The sequence below is a fragment of the Saccharopolyspora karakumensis genome, assembly GCF_004349225.1.
In the GTDB taxonomy this organism is placed as follows: domain Bacteria; phylum Actinomycetota; class Actinomycetes; order Mycobacteriales; family Pseudonocardiaceae; genus Saccharopolyspora; species Saccharopolyspora endophytica.
In genome coordinates, this window is sequence record NZ_SMLA01000036.1 from 12,656 (window position 1) to 30,510 (window position 17,855).

The 17,855-nt window shown below is 66.2% G+C and carries 17 protein-coding genes and 1 pseudogene; 10 read left to right on the forward strand and 8 right to left on the reverse strand.

All coding sequences use genetic code 11. The features are described 5' to 3' along the window. Positions 1-19: 19 nt before the first annotated feature. Positions 20-1,549, reverse strand: a complete 1,530-nt coding sequence (gene fucP, locus E1202_RS21145; protein WP_132684885.1) for an L-fucose:H+ symporter permease — start codon at positions 1,547-1,549, stop codon at positions 20-22. A gap of 791 nt (positions 1,550-2,340) precedes the next feature. Here fucP and E1202_RS21150 point away from each other — a divergent pair. The 4 genes from E1202_RS21150 to E1202_RS31520 all read left to right on the forward strand — a co-directional run bounded on the left by E1202_RS21150 (position 2,341) and on the right by E1202_RS31520 (position 4,176). Continuing rightward, complete coding sequence (locus E1202_RS21150; protein WP_132684886.1) at positions 2,341-2,571, forward strand: hypothetical protein; 231 nt, start codon at positions 2,341-2,343, stop codon at positions 2,569-2,571. A 348-nt stretch (positions 2,572-2,919) separates the two neighbouring features. Next, a complete protein-coding gene (locus E1202_RS21155; RefSeq protein WP_235878782.1) occupies positions 2,920-3,441 on the forward strand; it encodes a hypothetical protein in 522 nt (173 codons plus the stop codon). A 136-nt stretch (positions 3,442-3,577) separates the two neighbouring features. Further along, on the forward strand, positions 3,578-3,928 hold the full coding sequence (locus tag E1202_RS21160) for a hypothetical protein (protein WP_132684888.1): 351 nt from the start codon (positions 3,578-3,580) through the stop codon (positions 3,926-3,928). Between the two features lie 104 nt (positions 3,929-4,032). Next, entirely contained in the window at positions 4,033-4,176 is a 144-nt protein-coding gene (locus tag E1202_RS31520; protein ID WP_165943927.1) for a hypothetical protein, read from the forward strand. 542 nt (positions 4,177-4,718) lie between these two features. Here E1202_RS31520 and E1202_RS21165 read toward each other — a convergent pair. Continuing rightward, positions 4,719-5,057 (reverse strand): annotated as a pseudogene (locus E1202_RS21165) (GMP synthase (glutamine-hydrolyzing)); the annotation flags it as partial. A 68-nt stretch (positions 5,058-5,125) separates the two neighbouring features. After that, positions 5,126-5,767, reverse strand: coding sequence for a molybdenum cofactor biosynthesis protein MoaE (locus E1202_RS21170; protein WP_132684889.1), 642 nt, complete (start codon positions 5,765-5,767; stop codon positions 5,126-5,128). Positions 5,768-6,056: 289 nt separating this feature from the next. Here E1202_RS21170 and E1202_RS21175 point away from each other — a divergent pair, with 289 nt between their 5' ends. Next, the gene (locus E1202_RS21175; protein ID WP_165943928.1) at positions 6,057-6,980 is read left to right on the forward strand and encodes a fructose-bisphosphatase class II; all 924 of its coding nucleotides are present in this window, start codon (positions 6,057-6,059) and stop codon (positions 6,978-6,980) included. Between the two features lie 134 nt (positions 6,981-7,114). Here E1202_RS21175 and E1202_RS33100 read toward each other — a convergent pair whose 3' ends face one another. The 4 genes from E1202_RS33100 to E1202_RS21190 are packed head-to-tail and all read right to left on the reverse strand — an operon-like array spanning position 7,115 to position 11,710. Next, positions 7,115-7,495, reverse strand: coding sequence for an FDXHR family putative zinc-binding protein (locus E1202_RS33100; protein WP_456238810.1), 381 nt, complete (start codon positions 7,493-7,495; stop codon positions 7,115-7,117). After that, complete coding sequence (locus E1202_RS21180) at positions 7,399-7,617, reverse strand: formate dehydrogenase subunit delta (protein WP_235878785.1); 219 nt, start codon at positions 7,615-7,617, stop codon at positions 7,399-7,401. The genes E1202_RS33100 and E1202_RS21180 overlap by 97 nt, the downstream gene beginning before the upstream one ends. Continuing rightward, positions 7,614-10,445, reverse strand: a complete 2,832-nt coding sequence (gene fdhF, locus E1202_RS21185) for a formate dehydrogenase subunit alpha (RefSeq protein WP_132684891.1) — start codon at positions 10,443-10,445, stop codon at positions 7,614-7,616. The genes E1202_RS21180 and fdhF overlap by 4 nt, the downstream gene beginning before the upstream one ends. Further along, positions 10,442-11,710 (reverse strand): complex I 51 kDa subunit family protein, encoded by a 1,269-nt coding sequence (locus E1202_RS21190; protein ID WP_235878787.1) that lies wholly within the window; start codon positions 11,708-11,710, stop codon positions 10,442-10,444. The genes fdhF and E1202_RS21190 overlap by 4 nt, the downstream gene beginning before the upstream one ends. A gap of 36 nt (positions 11,711-11,746) precedes the next feature. Between E1202_RS21190 and E1202_RS32275 the strand changes: the two genes are divergently transcribed. Further along, positions 11,747-11,962, forward strand: coding sequence for a hypothetical protein (locus tag E1202_RS32275; RefSeq protein ID WP_235878789.1), 216 nt, complete (start codon positions 11,747-11,749; stop codon positions 11,960-11,962). A 35-nt stretch (positions 11,963-11,997) separates the two neighbouring features. Here the strand turns inward: E1202_RS32275 and E1202_RS21195 are convergent, their stop codons facing one another. Continuing rightward, on the reverse strand, positions 11,998-12,456 hold the full coding sequence (locus E1202_RS21195) for an NADH-quinone oxidoreductase subunit NuoE family protein (protein WP_235878801.1): 459 nt from the start codon (positions 12,454-12,456) through the stop codon (positions 11,998-12,000). Positions 12,457-12,920: 464 nt separating this feature from the next. Here E1202_RS21195 and E1202_RS21200 point away from each other — a divergent pair, with 464 nt between their 5' ends. From E1202_RS21200 to E1202_RS21215, 4 genes are all read left to right on the forward strand, one after another. After that, positions 12,921-13,598 carry a Crp/Fnr family transcriptional regulator gene (locus E1202_RS21200; RefSeq protein ID WP_132684893.1) on the forward strand — a complete coding sequence of 226 codons (678 nt, stop codon included), beginning with the start codon at positions 12,921-12,923 and terminating at the stop codon, positions 13,596-13,598. A gap of 257 nt (positions 13,599-13,855) precedes the next feature. After that, a complete protein-coding gene (locus E1202_RS21205) occupies positions 13,856-15,553 on the forward strand; it encodes a formate--tetrahydrofolate ligase (protein ID WP_132684894.1) in 1,698 nt (565 codons plus the stop codon). 105 nt (positions 15,554-15,658) lie between these two features. Beyond that, complete coding sequence (locus E1202_RS21210; protein ID WP_132684895.1) at positions 15,659-16,867, forward strand: pyridoxal-phosphate-dependent aminotransferase family protein; 1,209 nt, start codon at positions 15,659-15,661, stop codon at positions 16,865-16,867. 25 nt (positions 16,868-16,892) lie between these two features. Further along, complete coding sequence (locus E1202_RS21215; RefSeq protein WP_132684896.1) at positions 16,893-17,846, forward strand: HpcH/HpaI aldolase/citrate lyase family protein; 954 nt, start codon at positions 16,893-16,895, stop codon at positions 17,844-17,846. The last annotated feature ends 9 nt before the right edge of the window (positions 17,847-17,855 follow it).

The following is a 17,855-nucleotide window of genomic DNA, read 5'->3' on the forward strand; positions in this document are numbered from 1 at the left end:
CCCGCTTGACGCCGCCTGGTCAGGCGTGTTCGTCGGTCACGGCGTGTCGAGCTTGGTCCATGAAGAACACCATGATGGCTGCGAAGCACGCCGCGCCCACGATGAACGACACCTGCAGCGACCCGGTCGCATCGGACACGAACCCCTGGAGCACCGGGATGACGGCGCCGCCCACGATGGCCATGACCAGGATGGCACCGCCGGTTTCCTGGTGGCGCTTGTCCTCGATGGTGTCCAGGGTGCGCCCGAAGATGGTCGGCCAGCACGGTCCCATGAGCAGGTTCGCGAGGACGACGCCCCACACCGCCCAGTTTCCCGGACCGAACGCGACGAAGACCAGCATCACGGCGCCGATGGCCGTGTACGCGATCAGCACGTGCGAAGCGGAGAACCTGCTCATCAGGAAGTTGGCGGGGAACTTGCCGATGAAGAAGGCGGCGAATCCGAGGATCATGTAGTTCGAGGCCTCGTACTCGTTCATGCCCGGAATCGTTTCCAAGGGGAGGCGGATGGTGAACGACCAGACCGCCGTTTGCAGTCCGACGTAGAGGAACTGCGCTCCGATTCCCTTGAGGAAGAGCTTGTTCGCCGAGAGGTACTTCAGGGTCTCCCCGATCCCCGCCTGGGCGGCTTTCTCGACCCTGGGACGGCATTTCGGGTACTCGGTGAGAGCGAACAGCACGAGGAGAACGACGAGAACGGCCAGGATGTACTTGTACGGGAGCAATGTCTGGCCCAGCAGCCGGTCGATGAGCTCCTGGCGCTCCGCGCCGTGCACGGAGGCGATCTGCGCTTCGAGCGAGGCCGCGTTGTCGAAGATGAGGTACTTGCCCAGGACGATGCCGGTCAGGTTCCCCAGCGGGGTGAACGTCTGACTGATGTTCAGCCGCAGCGTGGACGTGCGCCGCGGCCCGAGCATCGAGCTGAACGTGTTGGCGGAGGTCTCCAGGAAGCTCAATCCCACGGCGATCGCGAAGATCGCGACGAGGAAGATGCCGTAGGTGGCCATGTGGGAGGCGGGGAAGAACAGCCCGCAGCCCACGATGTAGAGGACCAGGCCGACCATGACCGCGGCCTTGTACGACGTCCGCTTGATGAACCGCGAAGCGAGGATGGCGATCAGGAAGTAGCCGCCGTAGAAGGCGCTCTGCACGAAAGCGGTCGCCGCATCGCTGAGTTCGAAGACCGACTTGAACTGCGGGATGAGGATGTCGTTGAGCCCCGCTGCGGCGCCCCACATGGGGAAGAGCAAGGACAGGAGGATGAACTGGAAGACCGGTGTTCGATCGAGGTATCCGTCATCCGGTCCAACGCGCGTCGAGCTGTCTCCCCACTCGCCCGCATTGCTCTTGATCAGCACTCGCGCAACACTCCCTCGTGTCGAACATCCGAACAACCTCGCCGTTTGTACCGATGATGTTCGCTCGTGCCAAGCACCACCACCCGGCTGCACGTGTTGCTCGATGGCGCTGACCGACGGTGCTCGCAGCGTGGCTCGACGGTGAGTTCGCTTATGTCGTCTACCGGAAAACGGGACGACGGGGAACATTCGGCTACTGGTTCAACACCCACGAGGGGTATACCGGGTCGCTCCAATCCAACCCTGACGCGGCCGGGTACGAACATGCCCTTCTCGCTATCCATGAGCCGCACTGGGATGCCCCGGATGCGGACGTTGAACGTGGTTGCATCACCTGGTGGGATTCGCCTGGGCCAGATGTCCCGGTGTGGCCCGACGACATCCCGCCCAAGGGTGCGTCGGTCGCCGTCGGGCCGGCGAACCTCTAGTCCGCTAGCCGGGCGAGCTCTTGTTCTGTCACGCGGGAACCAGCCGGGAGCGACGAATCCGTAAACGTCGTCACAGTTGCTCCCCCTCTGTTCCCTTGATCTGCCAGCAAGCGGCAGCGTAGCAACGAAACTCGACTTGGCGTGCTGGAATCAGATCATCAGATCGCTGCGATCCGGGATGGGCGTGAGCCGATGGGCCAGCCATCTCCCTTGTTGGTCAGGCGATGGATGGCGCGCGGAGTACCTCCGCCCCGTGAAAGAACGATCCCGCACCGTCGCCATAGCTAACCGGTGCCGATGGTCTTTGGCGTTTCTGCGCGCTTCTCATAGCTCAGAGCCGTGCTTTTCCACCACTGCCGTGTCACCGAACTTCAGTTTCCCTGAGGTCTGGTCGGTGCGTGGCACTTTCGGGGCGAGGTGGCGCTACCGAGGTTCGTGTTGCTGGCCGGGCGCTGTCGCCGCATCGGTGTTCACCCACATCAATTGGGTTGTGAAATCCTCGCCCGCTTTGAACGCGACCAGTACGCGCTCGGGTGATCGCAGGCTCATGCGGTGTTCTTCCACGACGGTGATGTCCTCGAGGTCTGCGATGTGCAGGAAGGCGGGTTGCGCGCCTGGGGTGCGGGGAGCCGGAGCGAATCCAGCGGCAACCATCGCGCGCAAGCCGAGGACGACGACGGATCCAATCCGCCCGGCCGATGCGAGTTCAAGAACGTGGACATCCCCGAAGGGAAGACCGTCGCGATCGAGGCGTGCCTGAAGGACGGCGCGGACGGGACGTGACGCTACTGCTTCACCGGAAAGGGAGTCGCTCCCCGGACCAGACCCGTTCCCGCCCCCGACCGTCGTCGGCGGAGCCCAACGCACCTTCGACCTGGACTCGGTATGAGTGTTGATTGCGTCGTTCGGGTGATCGTTGTGCGTTCTCCGGACGCAGCGGGAGGTTCCTAAGACCATCGGGTCGCTCAACGACTCGATGGAGGAGAACATTTGGCCGGGAACCCCGATCAGCCCCGAGACAGCAGAGGCCGCTGGACCAAGGCTACGAGCGGAACGGTGGGGGCGGCCGTAGTAGCCGGACTCATGATGTCCGCTGGTGGGGGCGGGACCACCGCGTCGGTCGGCAGCTCGGTGGAGAGTGCGGCCGCTCAGCGCGGCACCCAGGTGAAAACCACGAGGAGCAGTCGGAACGCCGCTCGCAAGGGCAACGAAGGCGAAGCCTGGAAGCGGATGGGACTCCGCAGGCTCCGCCAAGAAGTTCGGCATGATCTCTCCTGCGCGGCGCAGTCCTACGGTGAGGTGCAGCAGTACCTCCTGCGGCATCCGTGCAAGAAGCTGCAGCAACGGCTCTTCCCGGTCGCCGACGGAGAAGGCAACGTGATCGCCGTGTCCGTCATGTGGGTGAGAATGCCGTCGCGCACGACCGCCTCAGGGCTGAAGCGAGTCGAAGACGAGTACGGGACAGGTGACGTGATCCCGGTCGGAACTCAGCTTCTGGGGTTCGGTGGCTTCCGCTTCACCGGCGAGCACTACGACTCCGACCAGGATGGAACACTGCTCACCATCGCCGAGACCGAACCGGTCAGCGGCCACCCGACGGATACCCTTCTCGACGGAGTCGCGTCGATCGCAACCGCCCTTCCACCGCCGTGAGCGAGGACGCCTGGAATGCCGTCTTCTAGTCCCCTGGCCGTGCCGGTGGAATGGCCGGTCGAGAGCAGGGGGAGGGTCGTCCTGGCATTCGGTGCTCTCGTGGTGCTCGGGGCTCTGAGCGTGGGTGTGGGGGCTGATGGCCTTCGGTACCGGCTTCGCAGGCGCGGTCAAGTACGCGTTGTTGATCGCAGCTCTGCTCTGGTCCACGGCTGCGTTCGGATATGTGACGCGGCTCCGGCCGCCGAACCGCATCGCAGATGTCGATACCACGACGATTGGCGACCAGCGTGCGACGGAGATCAGGTATTCGGGCGCGCAGTTCGTCCTGATCAACCTCCTGGTGGCTTGTCTGTTCCTGTGCGCGGTGTTCGCCGCTTGGGACTACGGCAACGTCGGTGATGGTGCGTTCGCTCCAGGCATTCCGATGTTCCTAGCCGCTGCAGCCGCGGTGTTCTTCGGATTCGTTCGCTGGAGTCAAGCCGAGTGACAACGGCACTCGAGAGGTGCTCGTCATCGCCTACAGCAACGCCCCTTGGCGAAAGCGACAACTCGCTGGGGCCGTGGCGGCTCGACAAGCTTCCACCGGTACCCATGATCGAGATCAACACGATCCACCTGGCCGTGGATCCCACACTCGTCTACCAGCTGGTCCGCTTCTACACCGATAATCAGAGCGCGCGGGAAGAACTCGGGACCGAGGCCGTCCTTCGCCGCATTCGCGAACGGTCCTTCTGAACGCCTGGTGCCCGCGCTCGCTCGCTGGTCGGCGACACAACGACCGCGGCCAGGTCGGTGAACAAGCACGAAGTTCGCCGGGATGATCACCGTTGTCGTGGTCCGGGTGAGCAAGACCTGGCCAGATCCGCGCGGGAGGGAACCTGACGAGCTCCCGCGCCGCCGGCGTTGACGGAGTGCAGCACGCCGTCAAGATCCAGAAGTTTGCGTATTTTACCTGGTCAGAGAAGTGCCCCCGGTGCGATTCGAACGCACACTGGACGGATTTTGAGTCGGCTTCACGTTGTGGCTCTGGTGTTGTCCCAGGGCAAACAGCGCAGAATGTTGGCGAAGACCTTGCTTCAGACGCCCGATCGGCTGCAGTTCGCACCCAGATTCGCACCCAGGGTGGTTCTTGGCTGGGGGTCAAGGGGTCGTGGGTTCGAATCCCGCCGTCCCGACCGGCGAGAGGGTTTCCTCAGGTCAGAGCCTGTGGAAGCCCTCTTTTCTGTTCTTGTTCTGCTTCCTGTGGTCAAGCATGCCGCTCACGCTGGCCAGCTGGTTCACGCTCGGACCAAGGTCATCAGCGGCGACGTTGAGGTAGCGAGCGCTGCCCATTCCCATTCGATGGTGCCCTGGGGCTTGGACGTGACGTCCAACGTCACGCGGTTGACCTCGGGGACCTCGTTGGTGATGCGGGTGAAGATCTGCGTCAGGACGTCGTAGGGCAGCCGCGTCCAGTCGGCGGTCATCGCGTCCTCGCTGGACACCGGGCGCAGCACCACCGGGTGGCCGTAGGTGCGGCCGTCGCCCTGCACGCCGACGGAGCGGACGTCGGCCAGCAGCACCACCGGGCACTGCCAGATGTCGCGGTACAGGCCAGCGGCGGTGAGCTCCTCGCGCCGCGCACGCCTCGAACTGCTCCGCTCCAGTATTGATCACATTTGTGCGGCCTCACCTGCGAATGTTGTTACGGGCAGTTGACCCATTCTTCGGTCTTGTCCGCGAAGACCTGGCGTTTCCAGATGGGCAGGCGGCGCTTGACTTCGTCGACGAGTTCGGAGCAGGCGGTGAAGGCCTGCTCGCGGTGCTCGGCGGCCACGGCACAGGCGAGTGCCACGTCACCGATGCTGAGCAGGCCGATGCGGTGTGACACCGCAAGCGCATGGACACCGTCGAAGCGGGCCGCGATCTCGTCGGCGATTTCTGCGATCACTGTGGTCGCGGTGGGGTGGCCGATGTACTCCAGTTCCTGGACGCTTCGCCGGTCGTCGTGGTCGCGTACGACTCCGCCGAAGGTGACGATCGCACCGGCCGCGTCACGCTCGACAAGCTTCGCCAGTTCCTCGACGGTCAACGGCGTGTCCACGACATCTGCTCGAAACACAGCTCCCGGCTCACGCGTCGGGTGTTGCTGTTGGCCAGTGAACACGGCATCGAGGGTGTCGGGCGGTTCGGAGGCGACCGGATCTCCGTCAGGCGCCAGGGCGGGCCCGGTCGCGGCGTAGCTGCAGGAGTGTGGCCATGCCGCGATCACCGGACCCGTCCTGTCTTCGTGCCCCCCGTCGGTGGCCCGGTTTGACACCGCGACCACACGAGCTGTGCGCGCCATGGGGTTCTCCGCTCAAAATGTCGTGAATGTTTCGGGGCTCGACCAGAAGACTCACGGGTGTTAACCGCACCTTAAGTGATCGACGATATGGAGTTCCAATCGGAAATGGAAATGAAGCGATAAGAATCCCTTGTCGGAACAGGGAAGCTTCAGTTTCGGCAACCACCCCGTTGGTCACCCCCAGGATGGATGTCTCCCTTTTTCCTGGCTGATGGAGTCACCGCGTGCCGAACGAACTGCTGCCGCCGGGCACTCAAATGCGGCTGCGTGCAGGAAGGTTGGAACTCCCATGAGTATTGAGCAGGTGGCACATGGCCTGCTGAACGTTACCCACCACACCGCGATTGCTTGCCTTCCATGGGTAGGCGGCGGTGACGAAAATGCGGCGCGCCAGGCTGCGACCGAGGCTATGCGGCAGCGATTGGGCCAGGTTTCCGGGAGCGGGCGGATCGTGATCGGCGGGAGCGGATCGGATGACGCATCGACGCTATCTCCGGGCGAACTCGTTTCGGCCGGCCCGGGGTTTCGTTTCGAGCTCGCTGTGAACCCGATCGAAGACATCAAGGCCTGCGTGCGAGATGCGCAAGGAGCTATGACCGTTGCCGCCGCTGCGGCCACCGGCAGCCTATATGACACGACTGGGCGCTACATGAACAAGCTCGTCGTGGGATCGGCGGCGGCGCCGGCCATCGACATCACTGCGTCGATCGAGAAGAACGTCGTGGCGGTATCCGCCGCTCTGGACAAGCTCGTCACTGAGCTTTCGGTGGTAGTGCTTGACAGACCCCGCCACCGGAATCTGGTCCAGGACCTGAAGACGATCGGATGCCGCGTGCGACTCATCCCCGACGGAGATGTCGTGGGCGCCCTGAACGTTTTGTCTGGCGAGGCGGACATGCTCGCGGGCATCGGCGGTGCCGCAGAGGGTGTTCTCGCCGCTTGCGCTGCCCGATGCCTGGGCGGCTCGATGCAAGCAATGCTTGAACCGCAGTCCGAATCGGAGCTCAAACAGCTGATCGAGCACGGCGAACAACCAGGCCTACCGCTGCCCCTCGAACATTTGGTGGCGACCGATGACTGCTGCTTCGTCGTGACGGCGGTGACGGACACACCAATGCTGAGGGCACCCCGCCGGACCGACCGCAACGCCTGGTCGACCCACTCGCTCCTGGCAACAGCTGCCCAGCCTGGACTGTTGGTGGAAACAGATTGACGGGCCGTTCCGAAGTCCGCACGGCCGGAGTAAGGGCGGGGGCGAAGAAAGGCTCTTCGGGAGAAGCAAAGGCCGAGGTACGGGGCTTGACCTAAGCGGTGGTACTGAACACCGGCATCAGCATAGTGTCGGCATTACGTCCGGTGGCGCTTCTTGGCACAACGCCCCTGGCGGTGCTTGTCGAATAGCGCGGCCGCGGCGAACGTGCGGTGACACCGGGAGCAGTGCGCTTGCGCAAGCCCTGTCCAGGTCTTCTTGCATCCTCCGCAGGTGAACGTGTTACTCAAAGCCGATCCTCGTGTGCGAAGCCCGTCCACCCGCGCTCTGCGTGAGGGGGAGGTGTGCGCTACTGCAAGACCTCTCCGGCGCCGCCATGGGGCGTCGGAGAGGTCCTGCGTTTGCAGACGTCGTGATGTTGTCAGCGTTCGGGTGCGTTGAGCAGCTGGACTGCCGCGATGACGTTCGGGTCGCAGTCTGCGCCGTCCTCTTCCACTTGGGTCTTGAGCTGCGAACACATCCGCGGGTCCCAGAACTGACGTATGTGGTTGGCTATCGAGGCGGCGGCCGCGCGGGGTGGGTAATGCCGGAACTGTACCGCGATGTCGTCAGCCAGCTTCATCACCGGTGAGGTGCTCACCTCTCAACTCCTTCGTCTGACGATGCGGCATGGGCGGGCGCTTCCGACGAAACACCGTTGGCGGCACGTGACCCGAGCATGACTTGGACCGCGGTGACCTTGTACTCTGGGCAGTTGGTCGCCCAGTCGGAATTGTCGGTGGTGACCACGTTCGCGCCGCTGAGCGGGTAGTGGAAGGTGGTGTAAACGACCCCGGTGGGCATGCGGTCCGAGATCACCGCGGGCAGCGTGGTTTCGCCGGTCCGGCTGGTGATCGTCACCTCGCTGCCGTTGTCGATGCCTCGCACCTCGGCGTCGTGGGGATGGATTTCCAGCACGTCTTCCTTGTGCCAGTGGACGTTGGGGGTCCGCCGTGTCTGGGCGCCCACGTTGTACTGGCTCAGGATCCGGCCGGTGGTCAGGATCAGAGGGAACTTGCGGGTGGAGCGCTCGTTGGTCGGGACGAACGTCGTGGTGATGAACTTGCCCTTACCGCGCACGAACTCGTCAACGTGCATGATCGGGGTTCCCTCAGGAGCCTCGGTGTTGCAGGGCCATTGCACGCTGCCGAGCTTGTCGAGCTTCTCGAAGGAAACCCCGGTGAACGTCGGTGTGAGCGAGGCGATCTCCTCCATGATCTCACTCGGGTGGTCGTAGGACATGTCGTATCCCATGGCCTGTGCGATCTCGCACGGGATTTGCCACTCGTGCTTGCCCGTCATGGGGGCCATCACCGGCCGGACCCGGTTGATCCGTCGCTCGGCGTTGGTGAAGGTGCCGTCCTTCTCGAGGAATGACGTGCCGGGCAGGAACACGTGGGCCAGCTTCGCGGTTTCGTTGATGAACAGGTCCTGCACCACGAGGAGGTCCAGGGAGCGCAGCGCTGCGTCGACGTGGCCGGTGTTCGGGTCGGACTGCGCGATGTCCTCGCCCTGGACGTAAAGTCCGCGGAAGGACCCGTCGAGGGCGGAATCGAACATGTTCGGGATTCGCAGGCCGGGCTCGGGGATCAGCGGTCGTTGCCACAGGTTCTCGAACACTTCCCGCACGGCGTCGTCGGAGACGTGCCGGTATCCGGGCAGCTCGTGCGGGAACGAACCCATGTCGCAGGAGCCCTGCACGTTGTTCTGACCGCGCAGCGGGTTCACGCCGACACCGTCCCGCCCGATGTTGCCGGTGGCCATGGCGAGGTTGGCCATGCCCATCACCATCGTCGAGCCCTGGCTGTGCTCGGTGACGCCGAGCCCGTAGTAGATCGCCGCGTTGCCTCCCGTGGCGTACATCCGGGCAACGGCGCGCACGTCCTGCGCGGGGATTCCGGTGATCTCCTCGGTGGCCTCCGGACTGTTCTGCGGTTGGGCGATGAACTCCGCCCACGTTTCGAAGTCCTCGCAGCGTGCGTCCACGAATTCGCGGTCGACCAGGTCTTCGGTGACCACCACGTGGGCCAGCGCGTTGACCAGGGCGACGTTGGTGCCGGGGGCGATGGGCAGGTGGTACTCGGCCTCGATGTGCGGGGAGCGAACCAGGTCGATGCGGCGTGGGTCGATGACCACCAGCTTGGCGCCCTCACGCAGCCGCCGCTTCATCCGGGAGGCGAACACCGGGTGCCCGTCGGTCGGGTTCGCGCCGATCACCACGATGACGTCCGACTTGGCCACTGACCGGAAGTCCTGGGTGCCGGCGGACTCGCCGAACGTCTGCTTCAGGCCGTAGCCGGTGGGGGAGTGGCACACTCGCGCGCAGGTGTCGACGTTGTTGTTGCCGAACGCCGCGCGCACCATCTTCTGCACCACGTAGACGTCTTCGTTGGTGCAGCGGGAGGAGGTGATGCCGCCGATAGCGCCCGCGCCGTGGCTGGACTGGATGTCGCGCATCTTGTCGGCGACGTAGGTGATCGCGGTGTCCCAGTCGACCTCACGCCACTCGTCGGTGATCTTCTCGCGGATCATGGGGCTCAGCACCCGGTCGGGGTGCGTGGCGTAGCCGAACGCGAACCGGCCCTTGACGCAGGCGTGGCCCTCGTTGGCGCCGCCGTCCTTGTCCGGAACCATTCGGACGAGCTCGTCGCCGCGGAGCTCGGCCTTGAAAGAGCACCCCACGCCGCAGTAGGCGCAGGTGGTCTTCACCGTGCGGTTGGGAATCCCCAGGTCCACCACCGACTTCTCTTGCAAAGTCGACGTCGGGCAGGCCGCGACGCACGCACCGCAGGACACGCATTCGGAATCGGCGAACAATTCGCCGGCTCCGGCAGACACCTTGGACTCGAACCCGCGCCCTTCGATGGTGAGCGCGAACGTTCCCTGGACCTCGCCGCACGCGCGAACGCAGCGGGAGCAGGAGATGCACTTCGAGGGGTCGAAGTCGAAGTAGGGGTTGCTGTGGTCGATCTCGAGATCGAGGTGGTTCGCGCCCTCGTAGCCGTAGCGGACCTGCCGCAGCCCGACCACACCCGCCATGTCCTGCAGCTCGCAGTCGCCGTTGGCCGGGCAGGTCAGGCAGTCCAGCGGGTGGTCGGAGATGTAGAGCTCCATGACTCCCTGGCGGAGCTTTTCCAGCTTCGAGCTCTGGGTGCGCACCTGCATCCCGGCGGCGACCGGCGTGGTGCACGAGGCCGGCGTGCCTCGGCGTCCGTCGATCTCGACCAGGCACAACCTGCAGGACCCGAACGCGTCGAGGCTGTCGGTCGCGCAGAGCTTCGGAATTTCGACGCCGGCCAGCGCTGCGGCCCGCAGCACCGACGTTCCCTCCGGCACGGTCACCGGAAGGCCGTCGACCTCGACCGCGACTGGTGGTGCTCCGTCCGGCGGAGCGGGGGTGCCGAGATCAGGTTCCTTGAACAGCGTCATCGCGCCTCCTCCTGGTGCACTTCGCGTTTCTGGGTGAAGTCCTCGGGGAAGTGGGACAGCGCGCTCTTCACCGGGTTGGGCGTCAGTCCGCCCATCGCGCACAGCGAGCCAGCGGTCATCAGGTCGCAGAGGTCGTTGAGGAGTCCGAGGTTGCCGTCGGTGTCCTCGCCGTTGATGATCTTGTCGATGGTCTCGACCCCGCGGACCGACCCGACTCTGCAGGGCGTGCACTTGCCGCAGGACTCCTCGGCGCAGAACTCCATCGCGAACCGTGCCATCGCGGCCATGTCAGCGGTGTCATCGAAGACCACGATGCCGCCGTGGCCCAGCATCGCATCGGCCGCATCGAAGGCTTCGTAGTCGGTCGGGAGGTCGAGTTGCGATCCGGGGAGATAGGGCCCGAGCGGTCCACCCACTTGTACGGCTCGCACAGGTCTGCCGGAACGGGTCCCGCCGCCGTAGTCATGGACCAGGTCGGCCAGGGAGATGCCGAATGCGGTCTCGAAGGCCCCGCCCCGCGCGATGTTTCCTGCCAGTTGGAACACCTGCGTGCCACGCGAGCGCTCCACGCCCAGCGCGGCGTACGCCTCGCCGCCCTGGGCCAGAATCGTCGGCACGCTGGCCAGGGTCAGCACGTTGTTCACCACGGTGGGCTTGCCGAAAAGCCCCGTGATCGCGGGGATCGGTGGCTTGGGGCGTACCATGCCGCGCTTGCCCTCGAGGCTGTCCAGCATCGAGGTCTCCTCGCCGCAGATGTAGGCACCGCCGCCGATCCGGAGGTGGATGTCGAAGCTGAACCCGGACCCCAGGACGTCGTCCCCGAGCCAGCCTTCGTCCCGGGCGATCTCGATCGCCGCTCTGATTGCCGTGGCAGCGTCCGGGTATTCCGAACGCAGGTAGATGTAGCCCTCCCGGGCCCCGACGGCGTATGCCGCGATCGCCATGCCCTCGAGGAGGCAGAACGGGTCGCCCTCCATCACCATCCGGTCGGCGAAGGTGCCGCCGTCGCCTTCGTCGGCGTTGCAGCAGACGAACTTCAGCTCTCCCTCGGTTTCGGACACGGTCTTCCATTTGATGCCGGCGGGGAATCCCGCGCCGCCGCGGCCGCGCAGGCCTGACTCGGTGACTTCGGCGATGACGTCGGCCGGGTCCAGCTCAAGCGCCCGCTGGAGACCAGCGAGACCTCCGTGACCGAGGTAGTCGTCGGGCGACAGCGGATCCGTGACGCCGACTCGTGCCAAGCACAGCCGCTGCTGATCGCGCATCCACGGCAGTTCCTCGACCAGCCCGAGGTAGAGGTCGTGGCCTGCTCCTTCGAGCATTCCGGACCTCACGAGTTCGTCGACGTCGTCTGCGCGGACGGGCCCGTACCCCACCCTCCCGCCTTCGGTCGCGACTTCGACCAGCGGCTCGAGCCAGAGCATTCCGCGAGTTCCGTTGCGCACGAGTTTGATCTGCTGACCGGCGGCCGCAGCCGCGCGTTCGAGGGCGTCCGCTACGTCGTTGGCGCCGACTGACTTGGCCGCCGAATCGTGGGGAACGTAGACGGTGATCACGAGGCATCCCTCCGTGCGATGGCGAGCACTCGGTCAGGGGTGAGCCGTCCGTGCAGCCGGCCGTTGATCTGCGCGGCGGGGCTGAGGGCGCAGTTGCCCAGACAGAACACCTGGTCGAGCGTGACCGAGCCATCGGGCGAGGTCTCGCCCGTCTTGACGGCGAGGGCAGTCTCCACCTGGGCAACGAGGTCTTCGGCACCCATCGACTTGCAGGCTTCCGAACGGCAGATCCGGACAAGCGCCCTGCCGTGCGGCTCCGAATGGAAGTCCCGGTAGAAGGTGGCGACGCCGTGCACGTCGGCTCGGGACAGGTTCATCTCCGCCGCTACTAGCGGGACCACCTCAGGGTCGAGGCACCCCAGGCGTTCCTGGATCTCCTGCAGAACTACCAGGAGTGGACCTCGTTCGTGCCGATGCGCGTCCACAACGGACCGGACCACGTCCGGCAGGTCCACGGTTGCTCGACTCATGAGAGCTCCACGTGTGCTCGTAGGTGCGTTAGTTCGGACGTCCAGTGCCAGCCGGTTCCACCAGAACGATGACCATTGGTGAACAGTGCGCGCCGGATGCGTTGGCTCGGCTGCCCAGCAGGCGAGGAGCTGGTTTGGGTGTGTTTGCGACCACACCAGAGACGTAGGTCACGCCCATCCCCCTGAGGGGTGAAGTGCGGGCTGGGTTACCGATCGGGTACCGCCTGTTTCCACTTCCTCGTGCGGGCTGTGGGTGCAGCCGCAGGACGTTGCCGCGCGACGCGTCAGTGCGCTGGCTCACACCGGAGCTCACCGCGCAGGGGGATGAGGCCGGGCGGCGTCTTTGATGTGCTCGCACAGGCACGCTGACTCGGAATTGAGACCGTCGCAAGCTCCCAGGGTGCTGACACCCACCGGACATCCGAGCAGTCAGGGCCAAGGAGCAGAAGATGACCGATCCGACACTTGCACGCGCGAGCCTGTTCCAAGGCATTGAGCCGGCCGCGGCCGAAGCGTTGATGCGGTCGCTGGAACCGTCTGAGTTCCGGCGAGACGAGGTGGTATTCGCCGAGGGCGATCCCGGTGACCGGCTTTACATCGTTCAATCCGGCAAGGTCAAGCTGGGATGTAGGTCCCCGGACGGCAGGGTGAACCTGCTGGAGTTGATGGGCCCGTCGGACATGTTCGGAGAGCTGTCCCTCTTCGACCCGGGGCCGCGGACTTCGACCGCGATTGCGGTCACCGAGGTGCGCGCGCTGACCATGGACCGCGCCGTGCTGCGGCAGTGGATCGGCAGCCGCCCAGAGATCGCCGAGCAGTTGCTGCGGGTGGTGGCGCGCAGGCTGCGCCGCACCAACGGCATGCTCGCGGACCTGATCTTCACTGACGTGCCCGGCCGGGTCGCCAAGGCGCTGCTGCAGTTCGCGCAGCGCTTCGGCAGCCAGGAGGCGGGTTTGCTGCAGGTCACCCACGACCTGAGGCAGGTGGAGATCGCGCAGTACGTCGGTGCTTCGCGGGAGACGGTGAACAAGGCGCTGGCCGACTTCGCGCACCGCGGCTGGCTGCGGCTCGAGGGCAAGAGCGTGCTCATCATCGATCCGCATCGCCTGGCCCGACGCGCCCGCTGAACGAGTGCTCGCCTCACCCCTGAACTCCCCCCGGAGGGTGATCATGCGGGCCCGGAAGCGGAAATACGTTCACTGAACAGACGCGGACTCCGAGTCTCATCGCGTTACCCCCTGTCGTGCGCAACGACAGCCAGCGCGGTCAGAGCAAACCGCTGCACTGCCGGCGCTCGTCCGGTCAGCACCTGCTTCGACGCGCGTGTCGAGTTCGGCGTCGAGATCGACGACTTCCCGGCGACCACCGTTTCGAGGAGCTGACCGTGTCCTTCCCGACCGACCTGCAGATCGCCCGCGGCGCGTCCCTGAAGCCCATTGAGGGTGTTGCTGAGCAGATGGGCCTAGGGCCGCACCTGATCGAGCCCTATGGCCGAGACGTCCTCAAGATCCGGCTGGAGGCCATCGACGAGCTGGCCGACCGTCCGAAGGCCAAGTACGTCGTGGTCTCCGCAGTCACCCCGACCCCGCTGGGGGAGGGCAAGACCACTACCACGGTGGGCCTCGCGCAGGCGATGAAGCACATCGGGCGGCAGGCAGTGGTGGCCGTCCGTCAGCCCTCCATGGGGCCGACGTTCGGCATCAAGGGCGGCGCCGCGGGTGGTGGCTACGCCCAGGTCGTGCCGATGGAGACCCTCAACCTGCACCTGACCGGGGACTTCCACGCGGTCACCGCCGCCCACAACATGCTCTCGGCTTTGGTGGACAACCACCTGCACCAGGGCAATCCCACGGGCCTGGACCCGCACAGCATCATCTGGCGGCGCGTGCTCGACGTCAACGACCGCGCGCTGCGCAACGTGATCGTCGGCTTGGGCACGCACGTGGACGGCGAACCACGGCAGACCGGCTTCGACATCACCGCGGCATCCGAGGTGATGGCGATCTTCGCGCTGGCCCGCTCCGTGCAGGACATGCGCGAGAGATTCGCGCGCGTCGTGGTCGGCTACACCGCCGCCGGCGACCCGGTCACCGCCGAGGACATCGGTGGCGCAGGTGCGATGGCCGTGATCATGCGGGAGGCGTTGAAGCCGAACCTGCTGCAGACCCTGGAGAACACGCCCGTGCTGGTGCACGCCGGACCGTTCGGCAACATCGCGCACGGCAACTCATCCGTCGTCGCCGACCTCGTCGGCATCCGCGGCGGGGACTACCTCATCACCGAGGCCGGGTTCGGCGCCGACATGGGGGCGGAGCGCTTCTTCAACATCAAGTGCCGGGCCTCGGGGCTGACGCCGGATGCCGCGGTCGTGGTGGCCACCGTGCGCGCGCTCAAGGCGCACTCCGGCCGGTTCACGATCGCCCCGGGCAAGCCGCTGCCGCCGGAACTGCTAGCGGAGAGCCCGGACGACGTGCACGCGGGCGCGGCGAACCTGCGCAAGCAGATCGAGAACATCCGGCTGCACGGCGTCTCCCCGGTCGTGGCGATCAACGCCTTCCCGGAGGACCACGCCAGCGAGCACGAGGCGATCCGGCAGATCGCCGAGTCGATCGGCGCGCGGGCCGCGGTGTGCACCCACTTCGCCGATGGGGGCAAGGGTGCCACCGAGCTCGCCGAGGCCGTTGCCGAAGCCGCTGAGAAACCGTCGAATTTCAGGTTGCTCTACCCGGACTCGGCCTCTCTGCGGGAGAAGATCGAGACCGTGGCGACCGAGGTCTACGGTGCCGAGGGCGTCGACTACGACCGCAAGGCGGCCCGCGAGCTCGACCGCCACGAGCGCAACGGTTTCGGCAATCTCCCGGTGTGCATCGCCAAGACGCACCTGTCGATCTCGTCGGACTCCTCGCTGAAGGGCGCACCAACGGGCTGGCGGCTGCCGGTGCGCGAGGTCCGCACCTCCGTTGGCGCCGGGTTCATCTACCCGATCTGCGGCGACATGCGCACGATGCCCGGACTCGGCGCGACCCCGTCCGCCCACTCGATCGACATTGACGCGGATGGCGAGATCGAGGGCTTGTCCTGACTCACCTGCGGTGCACCCCCGAACTCCCCCTGGCGGGTGATCACGCGGGTCCACCAGCAGAAATAGGTTCACCAAACAACGTGGAATCTTAGGAAGGCGGGTGACATGGCCACCGGAGTGACCCATCTGTTCGTACCCGGTCCGACGAACGTTCCCGATGTGGTGCGGCGGGCGATGAACGTCCCGATGCAGGACCACCGGGCTCCGGACTTCCCCGACCTCGTGAACGGGCTGCTCGCCGACCTGAGGACGTTGCTGCGCTGCCGCACCGGTCGGGTGTTCCTCTACCCGTCGTCCGGGAGCGGCGCGTGGGAGGCGGCGATCACCAACACGCTGAGGCCCGGCGACCGGGTGTTGATGTCGCGGTTCGGGCAGTTCTCGCACCTGTGGGTGGACATGGCCGAGCGGCTCGGGCTGGACGTCGTGTGCGTCGACGTCGAGTGGGGCGCGGGCGTGCCGGTCGATGAGTACGAACGCCAGTTGGCGGCGGAGCCGGACATCAAGGCGGTGTTCGTCACCCACAACGAGACCGCCACGGGCGTCACCTCCGACGTCGCCGCTGTCCGGCGCGCTATGGACGCCGCGGGTTCGGACGCCTTGCTGTTCGTCGACGGCGTCTCCTCCATCGCCTCGATCGACTTCCGGCAGGACGAGTGGGGAGTGGACCTCGCTGTCACCGGCTCGCAGAAGGGCCTGATGCTCCCGCCCGGACTGTCGATCCTCGGTGTGAGCGACAAGGCGCTGGCGGCGTCGGCCGTGGCGGGCATGAAGCGCTGCTACTTCAGCTTCGAGGACATGATCGCCACCAACGACCTGGGTTACTTCCCCTACACCCCGCCGGTTCCACTGCTGCATGGCCTGCGCGCATCGCTGGACCTGCTCTTCGACGAGGGCCTGGACGCGGTGTTCGACCGACACCACCACCTGGCCGAGGGTGTCCGGCGCGGGGTGGCCGCGCTCGGCCTGGAGCTGTGCGCGACGGCGCCCGAGTGGTATTCCGACACAGTCTCCGCGATCCGCGTCCCGGAGGGTGTGGACGGTGTGCAGGTCTGCCGTATCGCATACGACCGGTATCGGACGTCGTTCGGCGGGGGCCTCGCGCGACTCGCGGGTCATGTTTTCCGGATCGGGCACCTCGGCGACCTCAACGAGGTGTCGTGCCTGGCCGCGCTCGCCGCGGCCGAGATGGCGCTGGCCGACGCCGGCGCGGACGTCGCTTTCGGCGTGGGCGTCGCCGCCGCTCAGGAGTACTACTGCAGCGCCCACCCGGCTGCCGAGCGGTCGGTCGAGCTGTCCTACGCCGCCCCTCGCTGACCCACCGCGCGCCCAGAGGAGTCCCATGAGCCACACCCTGTACCCGATGCGTCGGAACCGGCTGCACCGCAGCGAGCTCGCCGTTCCCGGCTCCAACATGACGTTCATCGAGAAGGCCGCGACGAGCACCGCCGACGTGGTGTTCCTCGACCTGGAGGATGCGGTGGCGCCTCCGGAGAAGGAGCAAGCCCGCAAGAACGTGATCAGCGGTCTCACCGAGATCGACTGGGCCGGGCTGGGCAAAACGGTCTCGGTGCGGATCAACGGCCTGGACACCCCGTACATGTACCGCGATGTCGTCGATGTCGTGGAGCAGGCGGGCGACCGGCTGCACACCATCCTGGTTCCGAAGGTCGGAGTGCCGGCAGACCTGTACGTGGTCGAGACCCTGCTCGACCAGATCGAGCAGGCCCTCGGCTTCGCCACGCGCGTGGGCACCGAGGCTCTGATCGAGACCGCGCTGGGCATGGCGAACGTCGAGGCGATCGCGGCGAGCGGAGGGCGGCTGGAAGCCCTGCACTTCGGGGTCGCCGACTACGCCGCGAGCAACCGGGCGCGCACGGTGACGATCGGCGGGCTCAACCCCGCCTACCCGGGCGACCAGTGGCACTTCGCTCTCTCCCGGATGACAGTCGCCTGCCGGGCCTACGGGCTGCGGGCCGTCGACGGGCCGTTCGGCGACTTCTCCGACCCCGACGGCTACCTAGCGGGTGCCGGACGCGCGGCCGCACTCGGCTGCGAGGGAAAGTGGGCGATCCACCCGAGCCAGGTCGAGCTGGCGAACGAGGTGTTCACGCCGCCGGAGTCCGAGGTCAAACGGGCTCGACGGATCGTCGCCGAGCTGCGGCGGGCTGAGGCCGAGGGCCGAGGAGCGGCGGCGGTGGACGGGAAGATGATCGACGCCGCCTCGGAGCGCATGGCCCGCAACGTGATCGCGCTCGACGACGCGATTCGCGACACGGCGTCCAGGCGGGGGTGAGGGGAGCGC

Excerpts from the sequence above, each read along its gene's own strand:
- E1202_RS21200 (WP_132684893.1), top strand. The coding sequence starts at position 12,921 with ATGACCGATCCGACACTTGCACGCGCGAGCCTGTTCCAAGGCATTGAG.
- E1202_RS21215 (WP_132684896.1), top strand. The coding sequence starts at position 16,893 with ATGAGCCACACCCTGTACCCGATGCGTCGGAACCGGCTGCACCGCAGC.
- fdhF (WP_132684891.1), bottom strand. The coding sequence starts at position 10,445 with ATGACGCTGTTCAAGGAACCTGATCTCGGCACCCCCGCTCCGCCGGAC.
- E1202_RS21175 (WP_165943928.1), top strand. The coding sequence starts at position 6,057 with ATGAGTATTGAGCAGGTGGCACATGGCCTGCTGAACGTTACCCACCAC.
- E1202_RS21160 (WP_132684888.1), top strand. The coding sequence starts at position 3,578 with ATGGCCTTCGGTACCGGCTTCGCAGGCGCGGTCAAGTACGCGTTGTTG.
- E1202_RS21190 (WP_235878787.1), bottom strand. The coding sequence starts at position 11,710 with ATGCGCGATCAGCAGCGGCTGTGCTTGGCACGAGTCGGCGTCACGGAT.
- E1202_RS21210 (WP_132684895.1), top strand. The coding sequence starts at position 15,659 with ATGGCCACCGGAGTGACCCATCTGTTCGTACCCGGTCCGACGAACGTT.
- E1202_RS31520 (WP_165943927.1), top strand. The coding sequence starts at position 4,033 with ATGATCGAGATCAACACGATCCACCTGGCCGTGGATCCCACACTCGTC.
- fucP (WP_132684885.1), bottom strand. The coding sequence starts at position 1,549 with ATGTTCCCCGTCGTCCCGTTTTCCGGTAGACGACATAAGCGAACTCAC.
- E1202_RS21170 (WP_132684889.1), bottom strand. The coding sequence starts at position 5,767 with ATGGCGCGCACAGCTCGTGTGGTCGCGGTGTCAAACCGGGCCACCGAC.